The sequence below is a fragment of the Mesorhizobium sp. M00.F.Ca.ET.216.01.1.1 genome, assembly GCF_004010325.2.
Classification (GTDB): domain Bacteria; phylum Pseudomonadota; class Alphaproteobacteria; order Rhizobiales; family Rhizobiaceae; genus Mesorhizobium.
The window spans coordinates 1-425 of sequence record NZ_SADR02000146.1 but is presented as its reverse complement, the minus strand read 5'-3'; the positions used below and the strand labels follow the sequence as shown (position 1 = coordinate 425).

Here is a 425-nt window from a genome sequence, read left to right as displayed (position 1 = left end):
GGCGTGAAGGTGATCGTGCTCGAAGCCGATTACGTCGCGCGTCATTCGTCGGGCGTGAACGCGGGCGGCGTGCGTACGCTCGGCCGGCCGCTGCCGGAGATTCCGCTTGCGCTGATGTCGCGCGAGATCTGGCACGGCATGACGGATCTGCTTGGCGAAGACGGCGGTTTCGTCGCGTCCGGTCAGTTGAAGATTGCCGAAACCGACGACGAACTCGCCGCCTGCCGCGAGCGCGTCGCACTGCTGCAGTCGCATGGCTTCACGCATGAGACGGTGATAGACCGCGAAACCGTGCTCGAACTCGAACCGGCGCTCGCACGTCATGTCACGGGCGGCATCTGGGTCGAGCGCGACGGCTATGCGCTGCCCTACCGGACTACGACGGCATTCCGGCGCGCCGCCGAGCGGCTCGGCGTGCGTTTTCT

At 66.6% G+C, this 425-nt stretch carries 1 protein-coding gene; it reads left to right on the top strand.

Annotated features, from left to right (window positions below; genetic code table 11):
* Positions 1-425, top strand: a 425-nt coding sequence (locus tag EN859_RS35455) for an FAD-dependent oxidoreductase (RefSeq protein WP_135913620.1), incomplete at both ends; no start/stop codon positions are given.